Annotated in this window: 14 protein-coding genes; 5 read left to right on the forward strand and 9 right to left on the reverse strand. The window is 72.7% G+C overall.

The annotated features are described in order from the left end of the window. The first annotated feature begins 141 nt into the window (after positions 1–141). The gene (locus tag AB0A69_RS05035) at positions 142–1,008 is read left to right on the forward strand and encodes a hypothetical protein (RefSeq protein WP_361415454.1); all 867 of its coding nucleotides are present in this window, start codon (positions 142–144) and stop codon (positions 1,006–1,008) included. Positions 1,009–1,014: 6 nt separating this feature from the next. Here the strand turns inward: AB0A69_RS05035 and AB0A69_RS05040 are convergent, their stop codons facing one another. After that, entirely contained in the window at positions 1,015–2,007 is a 993-nt protein-coding gene (locus tag AB0A69_RS05040; protein ID WP_361415456.1) for a multicopper oxidase domain-containing protein, read from the reverse strand. 194 nt (positions 2,008–2,201) lie between these two features. Between AB0A69_RS05040 and AB0A69_RS05045 the strand changes: the two genes are divergently transcribed. Together AB0A69_RS05045 and AB0A69_RS05050 are read left to right on the forward strand one after the other, a co-directional pair. Then, on the forward strand, positions 2,202–4,685 hold the full coding sequence (locus tag AB0A69_RS05045) for a ThuA domain-containing protein (protein ID WP_361415458.1): 2,484 nt from the start codon (positions 2,202–2,204) through the stop codon (positions 4,683–4,685). Positions 4,686–4,723: 38 nt separating this feature from the next. Further along, positions 4,724–6,928, forward strand: coding sequence for a family 16 glycoside hydrolase (locus AB0A69_RS05050; RefSeq protein WP_361415460.1), 2,205 nt, complete (start codon positions 4,724–4,726; stop codon positions 6,926–6,928). 113 nt (positions 6,929–7,041) lie between these two features. On the opposite strand, the gene AB0A69_RS05055 is transcribed toward AB0A69_RS05050, so the two are convergent. Together AB0A69_RS05055 and AB0A69_RS05060 are read right to left on the reverse strand one after the other, a co-directional pair. After that, positions 7,042–8,547 (reverse strand): PH domain-containing protein, encoded by a 1,506-nt coding sequence (locus tag AB0A69_RS05055; protein ID WP_361415462.1) that lies wholly within the window; start codon positions 8,545–8,547, stop codon positions 7,042–7,044. Continuing rightward, the gene (locus AB0A69_RS05060; protein ID WP_361415464.1) at positions 8,544–9,128 is read right to left on the reverse strand and encodes a PH domain-containing protein; all 585 of its coding nucleotides are present in this window, start codon (positions 9,126–9,128) and stop codon (positions 8,544–8,546) included. The genes AB0A69_RS05055 and AB0A69_RS05060 overlap by 4 nt, the downstream gene beginning before the upstream one ends. Before the next feature lie 118 nt (positions 9,129–9,246). On the opposite strand from AB0A69_RS05060, the gene AB0A69_RS05065 reads away from it, so the two are divergent. Continuing rightward, complete coding sequence (locus AB0A69_RS05065; RefSeq protein WP_361415466.1) at positions 9,247–9,870, forward strand: TetR/AcrR family transcriptional regulator; 624 nt, start codon at positions 9,247–9,249, stop codon at positions 9,868–9,870. Between the two features lie 18 nt (positions 9,871–9,888). Here AB0A69_RS05065 and ligD read toward each other — a convergent pair whose 3' ends face one another. Continuing rightward, on the reverse strand, positions 9,889–10,902 hold the full coding sequence (gene ligD / locus AB0A69_RS05070) for a non-homologous end-joining DNA ligase (protein ID WP_361415468.1): 1,014 nt from the start codon (positions 10,900–10,902) through the stop codon (positions 9,889–9,891). An 83-nt stretch (positions 10,903–10,985) separates the two neighbouring features. Between ligD and AB0A69_RS05075 the strand changes: the two genes are divergently transcribed. After that, on the forward strand, positions 10,986–12,056 hold the full coding sequence (locus AB0A69_RS05075; protein WP_361415470.1) for an ATP-dependent DNA ligase: 1,071 nt from the start codon (positions 10,986–10,988) through the stop codon (positions 12,054–12,056). On the opposite strand, the gene AB0A69_RS05080 is transcribed toward AB0A69_RS05075, so the two are convergent. From AB0A69_RS05080 to AB0A69_RS05100, 5 genes are read right to left on the reverse strand one after another with little or no spacing between them, the layout of a single operon-like run. Beyond that, positions 11,990–13,264: a lytic transglycosylase domain-containing protein gene (locus tag AB0A69_RS05080; protein ID WP_361415472.1), complete on the reverse strand. Its 1,275-nt coding sequence runs from the start codon at positions 13,262–13,264 to the stop codon at positions 11,990–11,992. The two genes, AB0A69_RS05075 and AB0A69_RS05080, sit on opposite strands and share 67 nt — an antisense overlap. Further along, entirely contained in the window at positions 13,261–13,914 is a 654-nt protein-coding gene (locus AB0A69_RS05085) for a hypothetical protein (RefSeq protein WP_361415474.1), read from the reverse strand. Before AB0A69_RS05085 ends, AB0A69_RS05080 begins: the two co-directional genes overlap by 4 nt. Positions 13,915–13,973: 59 nt before the next feature. Next, positions 13,974–14,537: a nuclear transport factor 2 family protein gene (locus tag AB0A69_RS05090; protein ID WP_361415478.1), complete on the reverse strand. Its 564-nt coding sequence runs from the start codon at positions 14,535–14,537 to the stop codon at positions 13,974–13,976. Between the two features lie 22 nt (positions 14,538–14,559). Beyond that, positions 14,560–15,090: a hypothetical protein gene (locus AB0A69_RS05095; RefSeq protein ID WP_361415480.1), complete on the reverse strand. Its 531-nt coding sequence runs from the start codon at positions 15,088–15,090 to the stop codon at positions 14,560–14,562. Positions 15,091–15,105: 15 nt separating this feature from the next. After that, on the reverse strand, positions 15,106–15,582 hold the full coding sequence (locus tag AB0A69_RS05100; protein WP_361415482.1) for a hypothetical protein: 477 nt from the start codon (positions 15,580–15,582) through the stop codon (positions 15,106–15,108). Positions 15,583–15,595 lie beyond the last annotated feature (13 nt).

The raw sequence follows: 15,595 nt of genomic DNA on the forward strand, positions 1-15,595 counted from the left end.
GCGTATGATCGGACCATGACGATCAGAAAGGCCCATGCCGCGTAGGCGCCCCGTACCGCGCCCCTCGGCGAACGCGCCGCCGGGTCCTCCGTGTTCACCCGTGGAGGCCCGTGTCAGGAGACGTTCCGAGGAGTCAGCAGCATGAAGACCACCCCTTTGACGCCGTACGCGCGGTTGCCGCGTGCGTACCGCGAGATGCCGGTCATCGCCGGCACCGTCGATGCGTACGGACGTGCGCACTGGCTGCTCGGCGAGGCCGGAGGCAGGACCGGTGAAGGGCCGTACGACGCCGTCATGGTGACCGTGGACGAGGGGCGTACGGAGGAGACGGTCCTCAGCGCGGTGCGGCCGCGGCGGCCCATGATCGATGCGTTGCCGGACGGCGGATTCGTGCTGGCTGCCGGGCGCAGTCGCCCCGACGAACAGCATGTGCAGGTCTTCGACGCGCTGGGGAAGCCGTCGTGGACGTTCCGGGTGGGGGACGGCATCGAGCACCTGCTCGCCGATGAGGCCGGGGACCTGTGGGTGGGCTACTTCGACGAGGGGGTCTACGGGGACGACCCGCTCAGCCGGCCGGGGCTGCGGCGGTGGAGCGGTACCGGTGAGCCGCAGTGGGCGTACGCCCCGCCCGCCGGGAACCAGTACATCTGGGACGTCTACTCCCTGAACGTGGACGGGGATGCCGCCTGGTCGACGCCGTACGGGGCGGGGCCCCTCCTGGAGGTGCGGGGCGAGGAGGTGCGCGTGCGTTCGGCTCCGGTACGGATGGCCACCGCGCTCGCCGTGCACGGGGATCAGGTGGTGTTCCTGAGCGGCAGCGGCAAGCCGGCCGATCTGCTCACGTACGGGAGGCTGACGGACACCTCCGTCGAGCCGCTGATGGAGCGCCGGCTCGTACGGCCCGACGAGCGGGACGTCGGGAGGTGCCAGACGGTCTGCCGGGGTTCGCGGATCTTTCTGCGGCACGCGTCGGCCGTCGACTGGGAGGTCCTGGACCTCGCCGGCTGACACCCCTCAGTGGGCGGTGTGGCCTCCCGTCGGGTGGTGCGGTTCGTAGCCGGGGATCGTGCCGTCCGCTTTCGCCACCAGGAACAGGCCGGCCATGCCCATGTCGGAGTGGCTCTGGACGTGGCAGTGGTACATCCAGGCGCCGGCGCCCACGCCCTCGCCCGCGATGATCTGGAAGCCGAAGGAGTCGGCGGGGCCGGTGATCTTGTTGTCGATGACGGGGCTGGGGTCGTCGGGGCCGGTGAGCATGCCGGTGCGGTTGTCCGCCCAGCGGTGACCGTGCATATGGAAGGTGTGGTAGTACTCGCCGTGGGTGATCATGATGATTTCGACCCGCTCCCCCACGGTGGCCTGGAAGTCCGGGCTCTGATGGCCGGGCCGGTTGTTGATCGTCATGTCGTTGAAGACGATCGTGAACTGCTTGTCGGGGAGGATGTCGCCCTGGCGCCGCACCACGACCGGCCCGTACAGGCCCTTCCGGATGCCGCCGGTGCCGTGGTCGGTGCCGACGACGTGGTCGTGGTAGTGCCAGTAACCGGCGCTGCCGGCGCGCCAGGTGCCGTCCTTGCGGCGGCCGGGGGCGTGGGTGCGCCAGGTGTACGTGCGGGTGCCGCCGGGTTCGACGTGGCTGCGGTTGAGTTTCGTACCGTCGCTGGCGGTGTCGTAGTCGACGCCGTGGACGTGGAGGCTCGCCGGGACGTCCATGGTGTTCTCGAACTCGATGTGGAGGGTGTCGCCTTCGTTGAGTTCGATGAGCGGGCCGGGAATCGTGGCCTTGCCCTTCTCCAGGCCGTACCCCATCTGACCGTCGGCCAGCTTCTCGGCGTACAACTTGAGATGCCGCACCTGACCTCCCGCCGGTGCCGTCCGCAAGGGCGTCGCGGTCGGCGCCGCGGTCGGCACGGCGGTCGGTGCAGCGGCCGCGGACAACGATGTCACGCCGGTCGCCGCAGCCGTTCCCGAGGCCAGGAGACGCCGGTTGAAGCTCCGTCTGTCCATGCCGAACTCCCCAGTACGGTGCCGAGACTGACGGGGGCTGAGTACCCCGGGACGGCCACACCGTAGCCGCGGGCGATTCGTTTTTCCACAGCCAGGACAAAGTTCGCGCGATCGGTGCCAAGCTATTGGCGTGTCAGGGAAAGAGGTCTAGCTTCGTCGTCGTTTGCTGTGACCACAGAGGGGTGGGTGAACACATGCACCGTGCACCACATCACCGGTCAAGAACACGCCGCCGTGCGGCCGCGGTCCTGGCGGTCGCCGGCCTGGCGGCTTCGCTGCTCAGCGGTACGGCCGCCACCGCCCAGCCGCACCCGGAACACTCACGGACAACGTTGTCCCTCCCGTCGCCGCCGGGTGGCGCCAACGTCCGCGTGCTCGTCTTCCACGCCTCGGCGACCACGGAGTCCCCGACCGTCAACGCCGGTATCGCCGCGATAGAGGCGATCGGCCAGTCCGGGCCGGCCGCGCAGCGCTTCCGTACCGAGGCGACGGACGACGGCTCCGTCTTCACCGACGCCACCCGGCTCGGGCGGTACAACGCGGTCGTGTTCCTGACCGGCGGCGGTGATGTGCTCGACCCGGAGCAGGAGGCGGGCCTCGAGGCGTACATGGAGGCCGGTGGCGGGTTCCTCGGCATCCACGACGCGGCGCGCACCGAGCCGTACTCCGACTGGTTCACCGGGCTGGTCGGCGCCCGGCCCGCCGCCGGCGGCCCCACGCCCGTACAGCGCGCGACCGTCGAGGTCGGTGACCGGCAGCACCCCGCCACCCGGCAGCTCCCGCTGAACTGGAAGCGCCCCGACAAGTGGTTCAACTGGGCGGTCAACCCCTCCGGCAGCGTGCACACGGTGGCGCGGGTGCGCGAGAGCACCTACCGGCCGGGCGCGGGCGCCAACGGCTGGGACCACCCCGTCTCCTGGTGCCGTGACTACGACGGCGGCCGCTCCTTCTACACGGGCATGGGCGGTACGGCCGAGTCGTTCGCCGAGACCGACTTCCGCGAACACCTACGCGGCGCCCTGCTGTGGACCACCCGGCTGGTCCGCGCCGACTGCAAGGCCACCATCGACGCGAACTACGCGAGCGAGCGTCTGACCGCGCCCAACCAGCCGGGCAGGAACGACCAGATCGGCGAACCGCACGGGCTGGTGACCGCGCCCGACGGGCGCGTCCTCTACATCGGCCGCGGCGGCGCCGACTCCTCCCAGCCCGTGGTCACCGACTGGAACGACCCGGACATCGGCAAGGGCAGCGGCGAAATCCACGTCTACGACCCGAAGACGAAGAAGGTGCACCTCGCGGGCGCGCTCACGGTCTTCGGCAACAAGGGCGGCGGTGACGAGCTGACGAAGAACGAGGAGGGACTCCTCGGGATCGAGCTCGACCCCGGCTTCCTGTCCAACGGCTGGGTGTACCTGCACTACACACCCCACTCCCGGATCAACCGCGACACCCACATGGCGGAGCGGTACGTCTCCCGTTTCACCCTCGACCTCGCCACGAACACGCTGGACCAGCGCAGCGAGAAGGTGCTGCTCAGGTGGCCGGTGCAGATCCACAGCTGCTGCCACGCGGGCGGCGGCATGGCCTGGGACTCCCAGGAGAACCTCTACATCGCCACCGGCGACAACAACTCCAGCGGCTTCAGCGGCGGCTACTCCGGCAACAACCCGGAACCGGCCTTCAAGGGCGTCTCCTTCGCCGACGCCCGCCGCACCTCCGGCAACACCAACAACCTCAACGGCAAGATCCTGCGCATCCACCCCGAGGACGACGGCACGTACACGATCCCGGACGGCAACCTCTTCACGGGCGAGGAGCCGGACGAGGGCGGCGGCAAGACGCGCGGCGAGATCTACGTGATGGGCGTGCGCAACCCGGCGCGCATCTTCGTCGACAAGACGACGGACATCCTGTACGCCGGGTGGGTCGGCCCCGACGCCGACGCACCGTCGACCACCTGGGGCCCCGCCAAGTACGACACCTTCACCGCCATCACCAAGGCGGGCAACCACGGCTGGCCGTACTGCATGGGCAACAACCAGCCCTACCGCGACCGGAATCTGCCCGAGCCCGGCAAGCCGCTCGGCTGGTACGACTGCTCCGCGCCGAAGAACGAGTCGCCCCACAACGACGGCCTGGTGAACCTGCCACCGGTCACGCCCAACTCCATCTGGTACTCACCGCAGGGCGGCGGCCCCGACTTCCCGAGGGACGCAAGCGGCGTGCCCAGCTACAAGACGGAGGAGCAGAAGCTGCTGCTGCCGTGGCTCAAAGGCGGCGGGCAGGCGACCATGAACGGGCCGGTGTACCGGTACGACCCCACGAGCGCGAGCACCGTCGCATGGCCGTCGTACTGGGACGGCAAGTGGTTCGTGGGCGACTTCTACGACGGGGACCAGCCGCGCCACGCCGTGCTGATGGACCCGAGGACGGTCGGCAAGGGCGGACTGCCCGTCCACGCCGAGTCCCTGAAGAAGATCATCCCGGTGGGCCCGAACGGCATCCGCAACCTCATGGACTGGAAGTTCGCGCCCGACGGCTCCCTGTACGTCCTCGACTACGGCCGCGGCTTCTTCACCTCCGACTCCAAGTCCGCGCTGTGGCGCGTGACGTACCGGGGCGGCGGGCCGACGCCCGCCGCCGAGGACCTGGCGAGGAAGGCGGCCGCACAGTGAGACACCGCTACCCGAGGACACGGAGGATCCGGAGGACGATGTGGACGGCGCTGGTCGCCTCCGTGCTGATGGTGCTGGGGCTGACCTCGAACGCCGCGTACGGGCGGCCGGACGGCCGTACGGCGGCCAAGACCACGGCCACGGCCGCGGCGGAGCAGGTGCTGACCTGGACCGCCGGTGATCCCATCGACCGCTACCTGTCCTTCCCCGCCACCGCGGTGGCGGGCCCGGCGACGATCGTCTTCGAGAACAGCGCGGCCACCGGCAACACCACGGGCATGCCGCACACCCTTACGTTCGACGTCTCCGACCCGCAGTACAACAACGACGTCCGGCTGAACATCCTGGCCAACCCCAGTGACGACCAGGGCGGCAAGCACACCGCCCAGGTCACGCTGACGCCCGGGCGCTACCGCTTCTTCTGCACCATCCCCGGCCACGGCGCGATGCAGGGCGTCCTCACGGTGACGGAGGCGGGCGGCGGCGAGGACACCACCGCACCCGAGACGACGGCGCAGGTGGAGGGCGAGCGGAACGCCGACGGGGCGTACATCGGCCACGCCAACGTCACCGTCACGGCGACCGACGCCGGGACGGGCGTGGACCGGATCGAGTACGCGGTCGGGTCGGGCGGCACCTGGCAGACGTACACCGGCCCGGTGATGGTCCATGAGGTCGGCGCCCACAGGATCCGCTACCGGGCCACCGACAAGGCGGGCAACACGGCCGCCGAGAAGGCGGTCGACTTCACCGTGGTCGCCCCGCCGACGGACGACAGGACACCCCCGGAGACGTCGGCGACGGTCAGCGGCGAGAAGGACACCGAGGGCAGGTACCTGGGCATGGCGACGGTCACCGTCACCGCCTCCGACGCCGGGTCCGGCGTCAACACCATCCAGTACGCGGTCGGGGCGGGCGGCGCCTGGCAGACGTACACCGCGCCCGTGATGGTCCACGCGACCGGCACGCACACCGTGCGCTACCGGGCCACGGACCGGGCGGGGAACACGGCCGCCGAGAAGGCCGTCGACTTCACCGTGGTCGCCCCGCCGACGGACGACAAGACACCGCCCGAGACGACGGCCGCCGTGACGGGCGAGAAGAACGCGGACGGCGCGTACATCGGCCGCGCCACGGTGACGGTCACGGCGACCGACGCGGGCTCCGGGGTGGAGAAGACCGAGTACTCGCTGGACGGCGGCCCGTACCTGGCGTACACGGTTCCGGTGGTCGTGGACCGGGTGGGCCACCACACCCTGCTGCACCGGGCCACGGACAAGGCGGGCAACACCTCGGCCGCCCGGCAGGTCGGCTTCGACGTCGCGGAGGGCGGCGGCGTCCCGGCGCCCCACTGCCCCGAGTACGACGAGCGCCTCACGGTCATCGTGGGCACGGTCGACTCGGGGGTGCCGAACCGGATGACGCGCGGCCGCTGCACCATCAACGAGCTGATCGAGGACGAGAAGGACTGGTCGTCGCACGCGCTCTTCCTCAAGCACGTGGACGCGGTCCTCGACCGGTTGCTCACCGAAGGGGTCGTCGACGCCCGCGAGCACCGCACGATCTACCGGGCGGCCAAGGAGTCCGGCATCGGCAAGCCCGGGCAGACCACCGGCTACCGCACGCTGTTCGACGGCTCGGCGGAGACGTTCGCCCGGTGGCAGCACGTCGGCGGCGGCAGGTTCGGCCTGAACGGCGACGGCTCGATGACGAGCAGTACGGCGGTCCCGGGCATGGGCATGCTGTGGTTCCCGCAGCGGCAGTACGGGGACTTCTCGCTGAAGCTCCAGTGGCGGGACGACGCCCCCGGGGCGGGGAACGCCAACTCCGGTGTCTTCGTGCGCTTCCCGTACGTCCACGACCACCCCGAGGAGCCGCGGCCGGAGTGGGTCGCCATCAAGTTCGGGCACGAGATACAGGTCCTGGACCGGCCGGACGGCGACCTGTACAAGACCGGTTCGGTGTACGGGTTCGACCGGGTCGGGCTCGGCGGCGCCGGCGTCACCCCGAAGGGCACCTGGAACGACTACGAGATCCGGGTGGAGGGCCAGCACTACTCGGTGTTCCGCAACGGCGTCCTGATCAACGAGTTCGACAACACCGGCGGCCAGGAGTTCTCCCCTCCGCGCGCCGACGACCCGGGCACGGACGGCCGGCGGTACGCCACCGGCTACCTCGGGCTCCAGGTCCACGGTACGACCGACGTCATCTCGTACCGCGACATCCGGATCAAGGAGCTCTGACCGGCGAGGACACTCCGGGGCCGCGGACGGTGACGACACTCCGGGCCCCGGGCGGCGACGCGGTCCGGGGCCCGGAGCTCAGAGAGGGGCCCCCGAGTCAGAGGGCCCCGGAGTCAGAGGCGGGGCCCGTCCGGTTCGAGGAACTCCTCCAGGATTCCCGGCCGGGCCGCGGCGGCGAGGGCCACGGCGTCGTCGGCCGCCACGTCCCGCACGTGGTAGCCGTGCGCCCCCGCGGCCACGGCCGCCGTGAGCGTGACGAGTCCGGCGCGGCGGCCGAACGGCGAGGTCGTGAACGTCCAGGCGACGAGCGCGGAGCGGTCCAGGGCGAGGGTGTCGCGGCTGAACGTACCGGACCTGATGAGGAGGTGGGAGCCGTGCAGGGCGTGGCCGAGGCTCGCGTAGGCGTCCCGGGCGAGCAGCGCCGTCACGGCGGTCGCGACCAGTGCGTACACCCAGGCGGCGTGCAGGAGCACCGGCGTGAGCAGCGCTCCGAGGACGAGGAGGACGAGCGTCGCCGGCAGGACGGCGAGCAGGAGCCCACGTGACATCCGGCGGCGCAGCGCGGCGCGGGGATGGGGGGTCAGCGGGACGGAGTCCACCAGGCGCGAGGGGGCGCGCAGTGCGCCGGCGACCACGCGCAGGGCCTCGGCTCGCGGTGCCGGCGGAAGCAGCACGCCGCGCGCCTGGGCCGCCTCCTCGTCGCCGAGGCCGCCCGCCACCGCGGCCGCGCTCGCTCCTCCGGCGGCCCGCAGCAGCAGCGGTTCGCGGAGCAGTACGCCGTGCAGTCGGCTGCGTTCCAGCGCCACCGAGCGGGTGGTCAGCAGTCCGCGCCGGACGGTGAGCGTGTCCGCGTCGGTCCAGGCGGCGCTGTAGCCCCACCAGTTCTCCGCGTACACGGCGAGGGCGCCGAGGGACCCGAGGGCGGTCACGACGGCCAGGGCCGCGGGAACGGTCAGCCACAGCGCGCGGTGGCCGAACTCGGCGAACAGGTTCCGGACGAGGGCCGTGCGCCACGGATCGACGCCGATGCCGTCGAGGATCCGGTAGGCCGTTCCGACGGCGACGCCCACGCCGCCGAACACCCAGAAGGTGAGGGGCGCGTAGCGCAGCCAGCGCCAGTCGATGCGGCTGAGCACGGGGTCGCCGGTGACGTCCCGGGGGTCGGCCTGCGCGAGCAGGGCGGCCTTGAGCCGGTGTGCCTCGCGGACCGTGACCGCGTCGAGGGTGATCCCGCCCTGTTCGCCGTCCGCGGCGGTGGTGGCGGCCCGTACGACGCTGAGGCCGAGCAGGCGGTGCAGCGGGGTCGCGGTCAGGTCGACGTTGCGGATCCGGTGGAGCGGGATCGTGCGCCGCCGTCGGCTGAACACCCCGCTGTGCAGCGTGAACGCCTCGGCGGTGAGCCGGTAGCGGGTCCGGGACCAGCGGACGAGACCGGCGGTGGTGACGGCGGCGAACGAGACGGCGAGGGCGGCCAGCGTGATGCGGGCGCCCACGGGAACGCTGCCGCCGGTGACGAGCACGGTGAGGGCGAGCGATCCGAGCGGTGGGGCGAGCCAGCCGCACCGCACCAGCAGGGTGCGGGCGGCGGGGCGCCGCCCGACGTCCGCGCGGCGGCTCACGCTCCTCCCTCCGGTACGCCCCGGGCCGCGCCGTCGACCGCGCCGGCGGCCATCCCCTCGGCCTCGCCGGGAGCGGTGCGGGCGGTGTGCGCGGCGTGGCCGATGCGCCGCGCGAGCTCCTCGGCGTCGGCCTCGGACAGGCCCGCGATCCTGACGGCCCCCGCGGTGGAGGCGGTGGTGACGGTGAGCGTCGTCAGGCCGTACCACCGCTGGATCGGCCCGCGGACCGTGTCGACGGTCTGCACCTGGGACAGCGGGGCGATCCGGCGCCGTTGCCATATCCAGCCGCCGGCCGCGTAAACGGCGTACGCGCCGAGCTCCCAGCCGTGCGTGGCGTACCGGCGGCGCGGCATGAGGAGCAGGTACCCGAGCGCGGGCACCACGAGGGTGACCAGCAGGAGGGGCGCGAGCCAGGGCAGCGCGCCGGAGAAGAACAGCGCGGAGAGGAGGCCGAGCGCGAGGGCGGTGAGCAGCATCGGCCCGCTCACGGAGACCAGTGCCTGGACCGTCCACCAACGGCGGGCCAGCGGGTGGGCCCGGTGGCGGGGCGGCCTCAGGCGTGGGGCGGCGTGAAGAGACATGGGTCAGGGATCGCTTTCCAAGTCAACTGTATTGGATAGCGATACGCTACAACGGTACAAGTGACTTGTAAAAGCGGCCGGGGCGTACCGCGTGCCGCGGAGAGGTTGGGGTGGTGCGGTGCCGAAGAAGGTGGACCACGAGGCAAGACGCCTGGAGATCGCGGAGGCGCTCTGGCGCATCGCGAGTACACGCGGCCTCGACGGTGTGAGCCTGCGGGATGTGGCGGCGGAGGCGGACATCTCGCTGGGCAGGCTCCAGCACTACTTCCGCACGAAGGACGAGATGCTCCTCTTCGCCCTGCGCCACATCAACACCCTGGCGGACCGGCGGATCCGCGAACGCATCGGCACGCTCGCGGCGGGCCTCGGCCAGGAGCCGCCGCCGCGGGCCGTGCTGCGGGAGTGCCTGGCGGGGATGCTGCCGCTGGACGAGAAGAGCAGGGTGGGCGCCCTGGTGGGCGCGGCGTACTTCGCGCGAGCGGTCCACGACGAGCGCCTGCGCGCTGAGGCCCGGGAAGGGATCCCCCGGCTCGCGGAGTTCTTCGCCGGGCTCCTGCGCACCGCCCAGGAGCGGGGGGAGTTGGCATCGGAGCGGGTGCTCGACCCGTACACCGAGGCGATGGTGCTGATCAGCCTGGTGGACGGCCTGACGGCGTACACGCTCCTCGGGGTCCAGACGGGCGAGGAGGCCGTGGGCCGGCTGGACGCGCACCTGGAGCGGCTCTTCGGCGCCTCGACGTGAGCCGCCACGCGAACCGGGTCAGTCGGCCGGCTTCTTGGCGCGGCTCGGCTGGACCCGCTTGGGTTCGCCCGGCATCTTCGGGTAGTCCGGCGGGTACGGCATGTCGCTCAGGCCGTGGTCGCGCTCGTCCCGGTCGGCCAGCTCCAGCAGGCTGTCCAGGGTGAAGGCGTGGTCGTCCATGTCCGCGTGGACGTCGCCGTGGTCGGCGTACCGCACGGGCATGGTGGCCAGGTCGAAGTCGCGCGGGTCGACGTCGTCGAGCTCCTCCCAGCGCAGCGGGGCGGAGACCGGGGCGTGCGGCCGGGGGCGGATGGAGTAGGCGGAGGCGATGGTGCGGTCGCGCGCCGTCTGATTGTAGTCGAAAAAGATCTTTTCGCCCCGTTCCTCCTTCCACCAGGCGGTGGTGACCCGGCCCGGCATGCGCCGCTCCAGGGCGCGGCCGAGCGCGATGGCGGCGCGGCGCACGCCGGTGAACTCCCAGCGCGGTTCGATCGGCACGAAGACGTGGAGGCCGCGCCCGCCGGACGTCTTGAGCCAGCCGCGCAGGCCGTACTCCTCCAGGAGGGCCCGCAGCTCGTGCGCGGCGGCCACCGCCTCCGGGAAGCCGGTGCCGGGCTGCGGGTCCAGGTCGATGCGCAGCTCGTCGGGGTGGTCGGTGCGGTCGCCCCGCACCGGCCAGGGGTGGAAGGTGAGCGTGCCGAGGTTGGCCGCCCAGATCACGGCCGCGACCTCGGTAGGGCGGATCTCGTCGGCGTAGCGGCCACTGGGAAAGGTGATGTGGGCCGTGGGGATCCAGTCGGGGAGGTTCTTGGGGGCGCGCTTCTGGAAGAAGGACTCGCCCTCGATCCCGTCGACGAAGCGCTCCAGGGTGGTGGGCCGGTCGCGCAGGGCGCGGACGATGCCGTCGCCCACGGCGAGGAAGTAGCGGGCCACGTCCAGCTTCGTGAAGCCGCGCTCCGGGAAGTAGACCTTGTCCGGGTTCGACAGGCGTACGGTACGTCCGCCGACCTCCAGCTCCACCGCGTTTCCCATACGCGCCACAGTAGGGGCCGGGTACAGACCTCGCATATCGGTACAGACGGGCGCGAGTAGCGAGATAGAGGCAGAATCGGGCCATGGATCTGCCGGTGATGCCACCCGTCAAGCCGATGCTGGCCAAGTCCGTCAAGAAGATCCCGCCCGGCATGCACTACGAGGCCAAGTGGGACGGCTTCCGTGCGATCGTGCACCGGGACGGCGGCGAACTGGTGATCGGGAGCCGTACCGGCAAGCCGCTGACCCGGTACTTCCCCGAGCTGGTCACGGCCCTCCCGGAGCGGCTCCCCGAGCGCTGTGTCGTCGACGGCGAGATCGTCATCGCCCATGAGGGGCGGCTCGACTTCGACAAGCTCACCGAACGCATCCATCCGGCCGCCTCCCGCGTGAGGATGCTCTCCGAGCGGACGCCCGCCCGGCTCATCGCCTTCGACCTGCTGGCCCTCGGTGACGCGGCACTGCTGGACGCGCCGCTGACCGAACGCAGGGCGCTGCTCACCGAGGCCCTGGAGGGCGTCGACGCCCCGCTCCACCTGGCGCCGTCCACCACCGACATCGACGTGGCCCGGCACTGGTTCGAACAGTACGAGGGCGCCGGACTCGACGGCGTGATCGCCAAACCGCTGGACCTGCCCTACCGTCCGGACGCCCGGCTCATGTACAAGACCAAGCACGAGCGCACCGCCGATGTCGTCGTCGCGGGTTACCGGTTCCACAAGACGGGGAACGTCGTCGGCTCGCTGCTCCTCGGCCTGTACGACGACCAGGGCGCGCTCCAGCACGTCGGGGTCTGCGCGGCGTTCTCCGACAAGCGGCGCGCGGAGCTCGTGGAGGAGCTGGAGCCACTGCGCATGGACACGCCCGACGGCCACCCCTGGGCCGCCTGGGCGGACGAGGCCGCCCACGAGACCGCCCGGCTGCCCGGGGCGCCGAGCCGCTGGTCGGGCAAGAAGGACCTGTCCTGGGTGCCGCTGCGGCCCGAGCGGGTGTGCGAGGTGGGCTACGACCACATGGAGGGCAACCGCTTCCGGCACACGGCGCAGTTCCGCCGCTGGCGACCGGACCGTACGCCGGAGAGCTGCGGCTACGCGCAGTTGGAGGAGCCGGTCTCGTACGACCTGGGCGCGGTGCTGTCGGGGTCCGGGGGCTGAGTGGCGCTGGGCGACGGGGACGCGGTCGGCGTAGGCGACGGGCAGCCGGGGGCGGTGGGCGTCGGGGTCGGGGTCGGCGAGGGTGACGGGCCGGGGGCCGTGGGCGTGGGCGTGGGGCTGGGAGTCGGGGTGGGAGTCGGGTGCGAGGGCGACGGTGTCGGTGTCGGTGAAGGCGAAGGGGAAGGGGAAGGGGAAGGGCGGCTGGGCGGCCGGGGGGTGAGGGTCGGGCGCGGCGAGGGCTGCGGGCCCACCACGATGCCGCCGCCCGGACGAGGGCTCGGCGCGGGCGCCGGCACGGACGGCGTCGCCGGCCCCGGCCTCACCCCCGTACCCGCCCCCGGGCTCACCGGCAGCACGCCCGTCCCGTCCGGCACCGGGTGCGCGCCCCGCTGGTAGAAGGCGAGCCACGACAGCACGGTGCGCAGATAGGCGTACGAGTGGTTGTAACTGAGGACGGCCCGGTCGAGGTCGCTCCGGACGGCCAGCGTCCGGTTCCCGGCGCACAGGTAGTGTCCGGCGGCCAGCGCCGCGTCGTGGATGTTGTCCGGGTCGGCGCGCCCGTCGCCGTTGCCGTCGGTGCCCCACCGGGCCCACGTCGAGGGGATGAACTGCATCGGGCCGACCGCCCGGTCGTACGTGCGGTCCCCGTCGTACACGCCGTCGTCGGTGTCCGTGATCCGGGCGAAACCGACGCCGTCGAGGACCGGGCCCAGGATCGGCGCGAGCGTGGTGCCGTGCGCGTCGACCCGGCCGCCGCGCGCCTGGCCCGACTCCACCTTGCCTATCGCGGCGAGCAGCTCCCACGGCAGTCGGCAGCCCGGGTCGGTGCGGGCCACGGCGGACGCGGCGCGCCGGTACGCGGCCAGCACGGTCGCCGGGATGCCCGCCTGGACCGGCCCCAGGCTCACCGGCGGTCCGCCCGCGACCCCGGCCCCGGCCCCCGGCGTCGGAGCGGTTCCGGGCGCCACCGGCGAGGCGAGCGGCGGGAGTTCGGTGTGGTAGGCGTCGTCGGACGGCGGGACCGGGGCGGTGTCGTGCCGCGCCACGGGATCGTTGGGGTGAGCGGCCCGGGACGGTACGAAGCCGGGGGCCTGCGAGGCCGTGAGGGCGGCCATCGCGGCGAGGGCCGCGGCGGTCCCGGTCACCGCCCGCCGTGCACGCCCACGCGCACGTCCACGCGCACGCCTGTTCCCGGCCCACCCGCTCATGAAGCAGCCCCCAGGGTGTCGATGGCGGTGATCCGCCAGGCGCCGCCGACGCGTACCGCCTCCACCGCGAACATGGCGGCGCCGTACGTCATGGCGTCCTTCTTGGCCGCGGCCGCGGTGCCCGCGGTACGGGTGTTGGTCTGGTCGGCGTAGACGAGCACCCGGGCCCGGTCGCCGTTGATCCGCTCCACACCGCTCTCCGTGACGGTGGTGGTGAGGACGAGCTTCTGCCGCGCCGCCTGTTCGCGTACGGGTGCCAGCATCGCGCGGTGCTGCTCGACCGCCCTGCCGGTGAGGTGTGTCTTGGCGGCCCGGTCGGCCTCGGCGGGGGTGGCGTAGCTGTACGAGAAGAGCTCGCCCACCGCCTTCGTCACCTGGCCCTTGACCTCACTGGTGCGGGCCACGTCGGTGAGGGCGGTGTTGCGCACGGCCGGGTCGTCGCGCAGGGCCGTCGCCTCGCCGCCGGCCCAGGCGGCGACGCCGCCCAGCAGCACGGTGAGCGCGCCGAGCACCACGGGTAACCTGCGGCGGGGCGCCGGCGCCCGCGGCGGCGCCGGGGACCTGCCCACGGGGCCGGGCGCGGCCCGGGTCGTGTGCACGGCCGCCAGGCGGCGCTGCCGGTTGATGAGGTGTCGGGTCGTCGACGACATGCGGGGCTCCTCTCGGTCCACTGGTCAGTCCCTGGCCGGTCCGCCGGCCGGTCCACTGGTCAGTCCACGGGCTCCACGGCGGTGTTGCCGACCGGCGCCTGGCCGAGCGCGCTGAGCTTCCACCCCTCGGGGGTGCGGGTGAGTTCGCCGAGCAGGCGGCTCTGCTTCGCCGCGGGCTTGCCCCCGGACGGGGTCACGGTGATCCGCAGGGCGACCATCACGCGCGCCCGGCCGGCGCGCGTGTCCAGCTCGGTCACCGCACCGGACAGCACCTTCGCGCTGGTCACGGTCTTGGCCTCGCGGATCTGCCGCTCGAATCGCGCGCGGCCCTCCGTCAGTTGGGTGCGCAGGTCGCCGGTGGCCGAGTCCTGCCAGGTGTCGAGCCCGCGGCGCAGGTCGCGGTGGTCGAGGGTGTTCATGTTCTGTACGGCCTGCTCCCCGGCGGCGAGGACCTCGTCCCGCGTCTTCGCGTACGCGGCCGAGTCGTCGTGCGCGGCCGCGTACCAGGACCAGCCGGCCCAGCCCGCCCAGCCGGCGCCGCCGACCGCGAGGAGGGCCAGGGCGAGGGCGGGTGCCGGGAACGGCTTCCTCGGCGTGGCGTTGCGCGTACGTTCCGAAAGCATGGGCATGGGCGTGACGGCCTCTCTAACGTGCGGTGATGTCGACGATCCGCCAGTGGCCGCCCTGTAGTTCGGCGGTGACGGACAGCTGGGCGGCGACCGTGGTGGCGGGTTTCCCGGCGCGCTGGGCGACCTGGTCGAGGAAGACCAGGAGGCGCGCGTCGCGGTCGGTGAGCCGCGTGACTCCGGCGCGTACGACATGGGTCGTGAGCGTCAGTTTCTGCTGTGCGGCCCGCTGCTCCACCTCGGCGAAGAGCGCCTCGTACTGCCGTGCCGCCTTGCCCGCGAGGAGCTGCCGCGCCGCGTGCCGGGTCGAGGCGGTGTCCTGCGGGGCGTACGAGAAGACCCGCCCGAGCGCGCCGCTGACGTCGCCGACGACCCGCTCGGTGGCCCGCGTGTCGGCGAGCGCGCGGTTGTCCAGGGCCGGGGAGTCGGCCAGTTCCTCGGTGCGCCAGAGCAGCCACCCTCCCGCCAGCAGCATCAGGACGGTGAGCAGGGCGGCGGCCGTACGGTGGTACCGGGGGCGCCGGTCCTGGGCCTCTTCGCTCGTGGTCACCTCTCCCCCTTCCTCTCAGGCCCCGGCGGCGGGGACCGCGGTCAGCGCCGTGACCTTCCAGCCGTCGGGCGTACGGAGCAGCTCGGCCTCCAGCCGTCTGCGGTCCCTGGCCGACGGGCCGGTCTCCACCCGTACGGTCGCGATGAGGCGGGCGGTCCCGGCGCGGTGGTCGAACGCGGTGAGCGCGGCGTCGGTGACGGTCGCACGCACCGACGTGCCGGACGCGTCCGAGGTGGGGCCGGTCCTGCTCAGTTCCTCGCGCAGTTCCCCCGCCGACACCTCCAGCCAGGCGCGCCGGCCGGGGCTGTTGAGCACGGCCAGATGCCGTTGCCCGGTCGCGAGGGCGGTGTCCCGCGCTTCGGCGTAGGCGCGGTCCTCGTCGCCGGCGGTACGCGCGTACGACCATCCGGCGGCGCCGCAGAGCAGCGCCGCGACGAGAAGAGCCGCCCACCACCCGTACCGGATCAGCCCCGTCCCCCTCCCCGTCCCCATCCCCGTCCCCGTG

Origin of the sequence: Streptomyces sp. NPDC045431, assembly GCF_040646655.1 — a bacterium.
Lineage (GTDB): Bacteria > Actinomycetota > Actinomycetes > Streptomycetales > Streptomycetaceae > Streptomyces.